The sequence below is a fragment of the Anaerorhabdus sp. genome (assembly GCF_036657415.1).
In the GTDB taxonomy this organism is placed as follows: Bacteria; Bacillota_I; Bacilli_A; order Erysipelotrichales; family Erysipelotrichaceae; genus Anaerorhabdus.
In genome coordinates, this window is sequence record NZ_JAVXGL010000071.1 from 1 (window position 1) to 10,136 (window position 10,136).

The following is a 10,136-nucleotide window of genomic DNA, read 5'->3' on the forward strand; positions in this document are numbered from 1 at the left end:
ACCTTTAGTTGTGAGCATTTGCTTTTCTTGCATCTTTGAAACCAATTGATTTGGATAATAACAAAAGATTTGTACACCAGCTTTATTTTTAAATCCTTCTAAGGCAGCTTTTCCAGTATCTCCTGAAGTAGCAGTTAGAATACATATTTCATTGTGGATATCATTTTTATTTGCACATAAAGGCATGAACAGAGGGAGCAATTGTAATGCAACATCTTTAAATGCTGATGTTGGTCCATGATATAGTTCAAGTAAAGTTGAAGAACCAATGGGTGTTAACTCTACAACTTCATTTGTCTCAAATGTTTCAGTATAAGCACTAGAAATACAATTGACTAATTCTTGATCACTAAAATCATCTGCGAAAACATGTAAAACATCATACGCAATTTCGATATAACTTTTAGTTAGTAGTTTTTGTATTGGGAGATTCTTTTTGGATAGATCTTTAGGTACAAATAAGCCACCATCGTCACTTATACCTTTAAGAACTGATAATGAAAAAGAATAACTACATTTCGAATTACGTGTACTAGTATAAAAATATTGCATAAATTACTCCTTGTTTTGTTCATGAACACATGATACAATGTCCATCATAGAAAAACAAGTGTATTTTACACGAATACAGGTGAAAATATGAAAATTGCTATTTTGGGGCATGGAACAGTTGGTAAAGGGGTAGTAAAAATATTAGAGGAAAGATTTCCTCATTTTGAAATTGTGAAGATTGTTGTTCATTCTGAGAAGGATTGTCTAGATGAGAGATTTACAACCAACTTCTATGAAATATTTGATTATGATGTCGATGTATTAATGGAAATGATTATTGGTGATTCACCAACATATGAATATATCCGATATGCTTTATCTCAATGTGTTCATGTAATTACGTCAAATAAAACTACTGTTGCATGCCACTTGGAAGAATATATGAAACTTGCAAAAGAGAACCATTGTCAATTTCGATATGAGGCTAGTGTAGCGGGTGGTATTCCATGGATTCAAGGTTTAATCAAGGCAAAAAGAATTGACAAAATTGAAAGAATTGAAGGTATTTTGAATGGAACGACAAATTATATCTTAGATCATATGCTCAAAGAAGATAGAGATTATACTGAAGTTCTTAAAGATGCCCAAAGACTTGGTTATGCAGAAAGCAATCCTTCTGCAGATGTTGATGGGATTGATGCATTAAGAAAGATATGTATTTCATCTTCACTTGGTTATAACATCCGAGTCAATACAGATGAAGTTGATTGTTTTGGCATTTCTACTGTGAAGCTGAATGACTTAAAGAAATTTAAAAATGAGGGATTATTGATTAAGTTAATGGGATATTCTCATTTTGAAAATAATAAATTTTATGCTTGTGTTGAACCGGTGTTGGTCTCATCAATATCAAAATACGCAACAGTAGATGAAAACAATAATGCTGTTTCTCTTTATGGAAATACAATAGGTGAGTTGATGTTTATTGGGCAAGGCGCAGGACAAGCACCAACAGCCAATGCAATGATTCAAGATTTATTAGATATTAATGATCGACGCTATGATGGAGAATGTATTTTAGTGGATAGCGTAATTGATCGAGGTGACACATTGAATAACTACGTATTTTGTATGAATGAAGATCAATCAATGATATTTGAAGAAAAGATTGATTTTGTTGAAAAAGTAGATGAACGGTATTATATAACTTTAAAACCAAGTACTGTTGAAGAAAAAAATAAATGGATAAAAGAACTAAGGAATGCAAACTGTGAATTCTTTTATGCAAGAAGGAGAGTTTTATGATAGTTTCAAAATTTGGAGGATCATCAGTAGCTTCAAGTGAACAATTTAAAAAAGTAAAATCCATTATAATGAGTGATGAAAGAAGAAAAATCATTGTGACAAGTGCATCTGGAAAAGAATCACCTAATGATAATAAGATTACAGATTTGTTGTACCTTGTACATGCTCATCTTCAATATTCAGTATCATTCAAAGAATTATTCTCTACAATTGCAAATCGTTTTATTAAAATTCAAAATGATTTAAATTTAAAAACAAATATTCAAATAGACTTAGAAGAAATTGAAATGGGACTTACTAAACGTTGTCCAATTGACGATTTAGTATCACGTGGAGAATATTTAACAGGTATCTTATTGGCGGATTACTTAGGATACAAGTTCGTCGATGCTAAAGATATTCTTTGGTTTAATTATGATGGATCTATTGATTTTGATAAAACTGAAATGATGGTTAAGAATGCCATTAATAAGTATGAAAAAATTGTGGTTCCAGGTTTTTATGGATCAATGCCAGATGGTAATATTCACGTAATGAAGAGGGGTGGATCGGATATTACAGGAAGCATATTGGCTCGTGTTTGTAATGCTGAAGTTTATGAAAACTGGACAGATGTTTCAGGTATTCTTATGGCAGATCCAAGGATAATTGAAAATCCTAAACAAATAGAGAAAATTACATATAGTGAATTAAGAGAGTTATCTTATATGGGTGCTAATGTTCTACATGAAGATGCAATTTATCCAGTTAAAGATTCTAATATTCCAATTTTAATTCTTAATACCAATGATCCATCTTTCAAAGGAACGATGATTTGTGACAAGATTATAAATGATGAGTCAAAGAATATGATTACTGGAATAGCAGGAAAGAAAGACTTTACGGTTATTACAATGTATCGACACAATGCTTCAAATGAAATAGGATTACTTAGAAAAGCATTAGAAGTCTTTGAAAAATATAAAATTAGTGTTGAACATGTGCCAAGTGGAATTGATAACTTTTCAATTGTTGTTTCAACAAAATCAGTTGAGCGTTTTCTATATGAAATTGTGAGCCAATTGAAGCAAGTAACAGGTAGTGAAAATGTTCAAGTTACAAATAACCTATCATTATTAGCAATTGTAGGTAGAAACATGGCAAAGCATGTAGGTGTTTCAGGACAATTGTTTAAAACGTTAGGTGATTATGAAATAAATATTCGCATGATTGCTCAAGGTAGTGATGAGATAAATATTATTGTAGGTGTTGAAAATGAAGACTTTGAAAAAGCAATTCATGTCTTATATAATTCTTTTGCGTAGAGGTGAATAAAATGAAAATAGGAATCGTAGGAGCAACTGGTGCTGTTGGTCAACAAATGTTGATGTGCTTGGTTGAGAGAAATTTAAAAATTGAAGAATTACGCTTGTTTGCAAGTGAAAGAAGTGCAGGTAAAGAAGTAGACTTCAAGGGGAATAAGATTATTGTTGAAAACTTAGAGACCAAAAGATTTGCGGGATTAGATTATGTTCTAGGAGCACTAGAAGCTGATATTTCAAAAGAAATAGCTCAGGAGATTGTTGATGCAGGATGTATTTATGTTGATAACAGTAGTGCGTTTCGATCTGATATGAATGTCCCACTTGTTGTGCCTGAAGTAAATCGTGAAGATATCTTCAAACATAAGGGAATAATCGCAAATCCAAATTGCTCTACAATTATAACTTTGATGGTAGCTTCGGTTTTAAACCGTCTATCGAAAATTGATAAAATGATGGTATCAACATATCAAGCTGTGTCTGGAGCAGGAGTTATGGGGATGCAAGAATTAAATCAACAAATCCAATCAATTGGCCATGGCCAAGCATGTAAAGTAAATACCTTTCAAAAACAAATAGCGTTCAACTGTATTCCACAAATCGGAGACATAAATGATTTGGGATATACTAGTGAAGAAATGAAGATGCAAAATGAAGGAAGAAAAATTTTGCATAATGATGACTTATTAGTTAACTGTACATGTGTGAGAGTGCCTGTAATGCGATCACATTCAATATCTTGTACATGTTTTACACAAGATATTGTTGAACTTGAGAAGTTTAAACAAGCATTAGCAAAGGCTAAAGGAATTCAAATTATGGAATTACCTACTCCACTTGATGCAAGTAATCAGGATGAAATTCTTGTAGGTAGAATCCGTAATGATATTTTATTTGAAAATGGTATTACATTTTGGTGTGTTGGTGATCAAATAAGAAAAGGAGCTGCAACGAATGCGGTTCAAATTATTGAAGAATTAGAAAAAGGGTTACGCAATTAATGCGTGACCCTTTAATTTTTTGTAAGCTCTTGAACCATTTCCAATACAACCTCATTATCAATAACTGCATCTGTTGTAAGTGAATAATATACATCATCATTCGACCAAGTTACGATAGTGACATCTGTATCTGTTGTATCGATGTTTACTTCGATAACGTCTTCAATAAAGAATTGTTCAGTATTGATTACATTGTCATAGATTCCATGCATCTTAGCTACTGGATTTTTTGTAGCACGATACGTATATCTATGGTTATTCAAATCAAAATCAATTTGTGCAGTTTTATTATCAATTGTGTAGTATTCAATATTGGTAGAATTAACTGGGGCTTCTATCGAAATTCCAAAACTTTTGAATGCCTCACTTGATTCAACAGTTTTAAAAGGATTTGCGACTGAAAGATTTTCAACTTCATTGTTTGATTTCTCATTATTGCATCCTACACAGCCGATGCTCACTAGCATGAGGAAAAAAAGTAGAGTAATATTTTTCATAAAAATCTCCTTAATACCAATATATCCTTTTTTTGAATTAAATCAAGATACTTGCGTATTTAAAGGGGTTTTCATTGATTTACAGTCAAAAAATGAAAGAGTTTTCATAAAAATAGAAAAAATTTACATAAATATGTTGAAAATGTGAAATATATTTCATATAATAGTGACAATCTCATTGGGAGATGGAAAGATCGAGGGAAAAGTTTATGAAATTCAAACAACTAGTTAAAAGCGGTCTTGTTCTTGGTCTTGCAGCAACGCTTGTGGCATGCTCGTCAGATAATGGAACAGACACACCTACCACTAATGGTGGTTCTACAGGAGGCAATACCGATACTATCGTTATAGGATCTATGGGTCCTTATGAAGGAGAGTATTCAGTTTATGGTACTGCTGTTAAAAATGGTATTGATTTAGCAATTCAAGAATTCAATGAAGGTGGTGGTAAACTGCTGGATAAGACCGTAAAACTAGTTTCATATGATACAAAAGGTGATGCTACTGAAGCAACAAATTCATATAATAAACTTGTTGACAGTGATGGAGCAGTAGCGATTGTTGGCGCTGTTCTAAGTGGAGAATCAACAGCAGTTGGTTCAGCATCTCAAGGAATTGGAACTCCTATTCTATCACCATCTGCAACTGCATTAGCATTTACAGAAACAGGACCTAACGTATTTAGAGGATGTTTCACTGATCCAATTCAAGCGAGAATGATGGGTGAATTCGCTGTTGATACATTAGGTGCAAAAACAGCTGCTATTATTTATAATACAGGCGCTGATTATTCTGAAGGCCTAACTGAAAATTTCAAAGCAGCATTCGAAGAAAAAGGTGGAAAAGTAGTTGAAGTACAAGGTTATTCTAATGGTGACAAAGACTTTAATACTCAATTAACAACAATTAAAAATGCGAATGTTGATGTATTATATATTCCTAACTATTATCAAGATAATGCATTAATTGCAAAACAAGCTAGAGCATTAGGTATTGAAGCAACATTCATCGGTGGTGATGGATGGGATGGTGTATTAAGTGTAGTTGAAGATGCTAGTGCAGTTGAAGGAGCTATCTTCTGTAACCACTATTCACCAGATGATGAAGCAATTATTGCATGGGCAGAAGCTTATAAAGCAAAATACGGTGTTGACGCAACATCATTCTCATACTTAGGATATGATTGTGCAAAATTAATGATTCAAGCAATTCAAGAAGCTGGAACAACAGATCCACAAGCAATTGTAGATGCATTAAAAAATATTAGTTTTGATGGAGTTTTAGGACACCTTGAATTTGATGAAAATGGGGATCCAATTAAAGACTTAGCTTATATCACAATTAAAGACGGTAAATATACAACTTATACAAAGTAAGAAATTACTCAAAGCATAAGATTGGGGAGCCGCATGCTCCCCTTTCTTTTCCATTTTAAAGAGGGGGTACTAAAATGAATATTTCTCAATTCTTTCTTCAAGTACTAAATGGATTGAATATTGGAAGTATTTATGCGCTAGTAGCGTTAGGATACACAATGGTTTATGGGATAGCAAAATTAATTAACTTCGCACATGGTGAAATTATCATGGTTGGATCATACACAGTTTTTGTTTGTATGACACTTCTTGGTCTTCCTGTGTTTGTGGCAGTTATTATATCCATCATTGTATGCGCTTTACTAGGTGTAATTATTGAAAAGGTAGCGTATAAGCCATTACGAAATTCATCGAGAATTTCGCTTTTAATTACGGCGATTGGAGTAAGTTTTTTATTACAAAGTTTGTTCCAATTAATTTTTACGTCAAATCCTAAACCGTTTCCAACTATCATTAATTTTCCGCCATTAACAATAGGTGATTTTTCGATTACAGCAAATTATTATTTAACCTTTGTGATATCGGTAATTTTAATGATTGTTTTAGATCGATTTGTAAAATTAACAAAAACAGGAAAAGCCATGCGTGCGGTTAGTGAAGACCAAGGTGCGGCACAATTAATGGGTATTAATATTAATAAAACAATATCCATCACTTTTGCGATTGGTTCGGCACTTGCTGCAATAGCGGGTATTTTATATAGTTCATCTTATCCACTTATTAATCCCTTCATGGGATCTACACTAGGAATAAAAGCATTTATTGCAGCGGTACTGGGTGGTATCGGCATTATTCCAGGTGCAGTTTTAGGTGGTTTTATTTTAGGTCTAGTTGAAAGTTTAACGAAAGCTTATATTTCATCACAACTTACAGATGCGATTGTATTCTTAATTCTAATTCTTGTGCTAGTATTCAAACCAGCAGGAATTTTAGGGAAAAATCGCAAAGAGAAAGTGTAGGTGAAATAAAATGAAAAAAATAAAAAATAATAAAAAAATATTACTTCTACTTACAGTGTTAGGTATTGTAGGTGTTTATTTCATTATCACTTTTTTAACTAAAGAAGGAATTATTAATCGCTATTATTCAGGTATTTTACTTTCAACATGTATTAATATTATTTTAGTAGTCAGTTTAAATGTAACCACTGGATTTCTTGGGCAATTAACACTAGGTCATGCAGGGTTCATGGCGGTTGGTGCATATACATCAGCATATCTAACAAAAGTTGTCTTTGTATCACTTCCACCATTGTTGAGTTTTTCAATAGCGCTTGTGTGTGGTGGTGTAATGGCTCTTGTATTTGGAATAATTATTGGATTTCCAACACTTCGATTAAGAGGTGATTATCTTGCGATTATTACTTTAGCATTTGGTGAAGTTATTCGTACAATTCTATTAAATCTTAATTTTGTTGGTGGTGCTAAGGGGTTCGCAGGAATTCCGCGTTATTCGACATTTGCATGGGCATATTTCCTTGCCGCAGCAACCGTAATTATTGTGGTTATGTTAGTAAACTCTCGTCATGGCCGCGCTATTATTTCGGTGCGTGAAGATGAAATTGCGGCTGAAGCAAGTGGAATTAACACATCTTACTATAAGATTTTGGCATTTATCTTTGCAGCGTTTTTTGCAGGTGTTGCAGGTGGATTATATGCTCACTATATGGGAATTATTGAACCAAAAACATTTACATTTAACAAATCAATTGAAATACTTGTAATGGTTGTATTAGGTGGTATGGGCAATATTAAAGGTGCAATTATTTCAGCTATTGTATTAACAGTTCTTCCAGAATTACTACGTAGTGTTGCGAACTATCGTACGTTGATTTATGCGCTAGTATTAATTTTAATGATGTTAGCAAAAAACAATGCTACAGTTATGATGTATATTAATAAAGTCAAAAATAAATTATCTCGAAAGGAGGTTAAACAATGAGTGTATTAGAAGTTAAAGATTTAGGGATTAACTTTGGTGGATTACGCGCAGTTGATCAATTTAACCTTACAATCGATGAAAATCAACTTTATGGTCTTATTGGACCTAATGGTGCTGGTAAAACAACAATTTTTAATTTACTTACAGGTGTTTATGCTCCAACAGATGGAGTCATAGAATTAAATGGTGTTAAATTAAATCGTAAAATGCCAAGTACAATTGCAAAATTAGGTGTTGCACGAACATTTCAAAATATTCGTTTATTTAAAGATTTAACTGTTTTGGAAAATGTAAAAATTGGAATGCATAATCAAGTTCGCTATTCTTTATTCCAAGGTATATTCCGTACACCTGCTTACTGGCAAGATGAGAATTTCATGGAAAAAGAGGCTATGAAACTTTTAGAAGTATTTAAACTTCATACTTTTGCACATACAAAAGCATCTAGTCTTCCTTATGGAAAACAAAGAGAATTGGAAATTGCAAGAGCACTAGCGACAAATCCTAAGTTATTATTATTAGATGAACCAGCAGCTGGTATGAATCCTCAAGAGACACAAGAATTGATGGATACAATCCGTAAGGTGCGCAGTCAATTTAAAATCTCTATCTTACTAATCGAACATGATATGAAACTCGTTATGGGAATCTGCGAGAAAATTACTGTGCTTAACTATGGAACGGTATTAGCTTGTGGAACACCAGAAGAAATTCAAAAGAATAAACAAGTTATAAAGGCTTATTTAGGAGACTAGTTATGTTGAAAATAGAAAATTTAAATGTTCGATATGGTGTAATTGAAGCAATAAAAGGTGTTTCATTTGAAATTAATCAAGGTGAAATTGTTGCGCTAATTGGTGCAAATGGAGCTGGTAAAACAACAATACTACATACTATTTCAGGTTTGCTGAAACCTAGTGAAGGTGCAATCTATCTTGAAGATAAAGATATAACAAAGATTCCTGCTGATAAAATTGTATCAATGGGTTTAGCCCAAGTTCCTGAAAGACGACGTGTTTTTGCGGAGCAAACAGTTGAAGAAAATTTGCAATTAGGTGCATTCACTCGTAAGGATAAAGCAGGCGTTCAACAAGATTTAGAAATGATTTATACACGTTTTCCACGATTAAAAGAAAGACGTAAACAACTAGCAGGTACTCTTTCTGGTGGGGAACAACAAATGTTAGCGATGGGGCGAGCTTTGATGGCTAAGCCAAAGATACTATTATTGGATGAACCAAGCATGGGTCTTGCGCCTTTGTTGGTGCGTGAAATCTTTTCAATTATTCAAGACATAAAAAATCAAGGAACTACTGTTCTTTTGGTCGAACAAAATGCTAAAATGGCATTAGGAATTGCGGATAGAGCCTACGTACTTGAAACAGGTGAAATAGTACTTACAGGTACTGGGCAAGAATTAGCGAATAGTGAAGAGATAAAGAAAGCATACTTAGGAGGATAAGCGTATGTATGTAAAAGATCGAATGACCTGTGATCCTTATTGCATTACAAAGGAAACATCAATTAGTAAAGCATTAGATATTATGTCACAAAATGACTTTCATCGTTTACCGGTAGTTGAAGATGGCAAACTTGTAGGACTTATTACTGAAGGAACAATTACAGCTAATACACCAAGTCAAGCAACAAGTTTATCAATTTATGAGCTTAACTACTTGCTTTCTAAAACAAATGTTTCAGAAATAATGATAAAAGATGTACAAACAGTTAAGCCAAATGCATTATTAGAAGAAGCAGCAGTAAAGATGCGTAAAAATGATGTTGGATGTTTACCTGTAGTAGAAAATAATGAAGTTATTGGAATTATTACTCAAAATGATATCTTTGATGCATTTGTAGATTTATTGGGATATTATACTCAAGGAGCTCGCTATGTACTTGAAATCAAGGATGATCATCCAGGTATTTTATCAGATATAACAAAAATTTTCTTTAATCAAAATGCAAATATTACTAACTTAGCTGTGTATTCAAAACCTGAACATATTGATGTAGTTATACGTGCAAACAATGTTGATCATCATGTGATGGGTAAAATCTTGAATGATGCCGGTTATAAGGTAGTTTCAACAATAACATCAGCAAAAGAATAGAAATGTAAGAGGGAATAGTAATTTCCTCTTTTACTTGTTATAATTATTGACGGAGGGTGTTGTGATGAATTGGACTTTATTTTTAGTTTTATGTGGGGTAGGTTTAGTT

At 32.9% G+C, this 10,136-nt stretch carries 10 protein-coding genes and 1 pseudogene; 9 read left to right on the forward strand and 2 right to left on the reverse strand.

Annotation, left to right across the window (positions count from 1 at the left end; genetic code table 11):
* A pseudogene (locus RSB60_RS09140) lies at window positions 1–552 on the reverse strand (threonine synthase); the annotation flags it as partial.
* 87 nt (window positions 553–639) lie between these two features.
* On the opposite strand from RSB60_RS09140, the gene RSB60_RS09145 reads away from it, so the two are divergent.
* From RSB60_RS09145 to RSB60_RS09155, 3 genes are read left to right on the forward strand one after another with little or no spacing between them, the layout of a single operon-like run.
* On the forward strand, window positions 640–1,797 hold the full coding sequence (locus RSB60_RS09145) for a homoserine dehydrogenase (protein ID WP_332615891.1): 1,158 nt from the start codon (window positions 640–642) through the stop codon (window positions 1,795–1,797).
* Entirely contained in the window at window positions 1,794–3,101 is a 1,308-nt protein-coding gene (locus RSB60_RS09150) for an aspartate kinase (protein WP_323381877.1), read from the forward strand. The genes RSB60_RS09145 and RSB60_RS09150 overlap by 4 nt, the downstream gene beginning before the upstream one ends.
* A gap of 11 nt (window positions 3,102–3,112) precedes the next feature.
* The gene (locus RSB60_RS09155; protein WP_332615893.1) at window positions 3,113–4,099 is read left to right on the forward strand and encodes an aspartate-semialdehyde dehydrogenase; all 987 of its coding nucleotides are present in this window, start codon (window positions 3,113–3,115) and stop codon (window positions 4,097–4,099) included.
* A gap of 11 nt (window positions 4,100–4,110) precedes the next feature.
* On the opposite strand, the gene RSB60_RS09160 is transcribed toward RSB60_RS09155, so the two are convergent.
* Entirely contained in the window at window positions 4,111–4,596 is a 486-nt protein-coding gene (locus RSB60_RS09160) for a hypothetical protein (protein WP_323381875.1), read from the reverse strand.
* Window positions 4,597–4,805: 209 nt separating this feature from the next.
* Here RSB60_RS09160 and RSB60_RS09165 point away from each other — a divergent pair, with 209 nt between their 5' ends.
* The 6 genes from RSB60_RS09165 (at window position 4,806) to RSB60_RS09190 (ending at window position 10,027) form a co-directional block, all read left to right on the forward strand.
* Entirely contained in the window at window positions 4,806–5,972 is a 1,167-nt protein-coding gene (locus RSB60_RS09165; protein ID WP_323381874.1) for an ABC transporter substrate-binding protein, read from the forward strand.
* 80 nt (window positions 5,973–6,052) lie between these two features.
* Window positions 6,053–6,931, forward strand: coding sequence for a branched-chain amino acid ABC transporter permease (locus RSB60_RS09170; protein ID WP_323381923.1), 879 nt, complete (start codon window positions 6,053–6,055; stop codon window positions 6,929–6,931).
* A 10-nt stretch (window positions 6,932–6,941) separates the two neighbouring features.
* The gene (locus tag RSB60_RS09175; RefSeq protein WP_323381873.1) at window positions 6,942–7,913 is read left to right on the forward strand and encodes a branched-chain amino acid ABC transporter permease; all 972 of its coding nucleotides are present in this window, start codon (window positions 6,942–6,944) and stop codon (window positions 7,911–7,913) included.
* Window positions 7,910–8,668: an ABC transporter ATP-binding protein gene (locus tag RSB60_RS09180; RefSeq protein ID WP_323381872.1), complete on the forward strand. Its 759-nt coding sequence runs from the start codon at window positions 7,910–7,912 to the stop codon at window positions 8,666–8,668. Before RSB60_RS09175 ends, RSB60_RS09180 begins: the two co-directional genes overlap by 4 nt.
* 2 nt (window positions 8,669–8,670) lie before the next feature.
* Window positions 8,671–9,375 (forward strand): ABC transporter ATP-binding protein, encoded by a 705-nt coding sequence (locus RSB60_RS09185; protein ID WP_323381871.1) that lies wholly within the window; start codon window positions 8,671–8,673, stop codon window positions 9,373–9,375.
* 4 nt (window positions 9,376–9,379) lie between these two features.
* A complete protein-coding gene (locus tag RSB60_RS09190; protein WP_332615898.1) occupies window positions 9,380–10,027 on the forward strand; it encodes a CBS and ACT domain-containing protein in 648 nt (215 codons plus the stop codon).
* Window positions 10,028–10,136: the final 109 nt, after the last annotated feature.

Excerpts from the sequence above, each read along its gene's own strand:
- RSB60_RS09145 (WP_332615891.1), top strand. The coding sequence starts at position 640 with ATGAAAATTGCTATTTTGGGGCATGGAACAGTTGGTAAAGGGGTAGTA.
- RSB60_RS09150 (WP_323381877.1), top strand. The coding sequence starts at position 1,794 with ATGATAGTTTCAAAATTTGGAGGATCATCAGTAGCTTCAAGTGAACAA.
- RSB60_RS09155 (WP_332615893.1), top strand. The coding sequence starts at position 3,113 with ATGAAAATAGGAATCGTAGGAGCAACTGGTGCTGTTGGTCAACAAATG.
- RSB60_RS09160 (WP_323381875.1), bottom strand. The coding sequence starts at position 4,596 with ATGAAAAATATTACTCTACTTTTTTTCCTCATGCTAGTGAGCATCGGC.
- RSB60_RS09165 (WP_323381874.1), top strand. The coding sequence starts at position 4,806 with ATGAAATTCAAACAACTAGTTAAAAGCGGTCTTGTTCTTGGTCTTGCA.
- RSB60_RS09175 (WP_323381873.1), top strand. The coding sequence starts at position 6,942 with ATGAAAAAAATAAAAAATAATAAAAAAATATTACTTCTACTTACAGTG.
- RSB60_RS09180 (WP_323381872.1), top strand. The coding sequence starts at position 7,910 with ATGAGTGTATTAGAAGTTAAAGATTTAGGGATTAACTTTGGTGGATTA.
- RSB60_RS09185 (WP_323381871.1), top strand. The coding sequence starts at position 8,671 with ATGTTGAAAATAGAAAATTTAAATGTTCGATATGGTGTAATTGAAGCA.
- RSB60_RS09190 (WP_332615898.1), top strand. The coding sequence starts at position 9,380 with ATGTATGTAAAAGATCGAATGACCTGTGATCCTTATTGCATTACAAAG.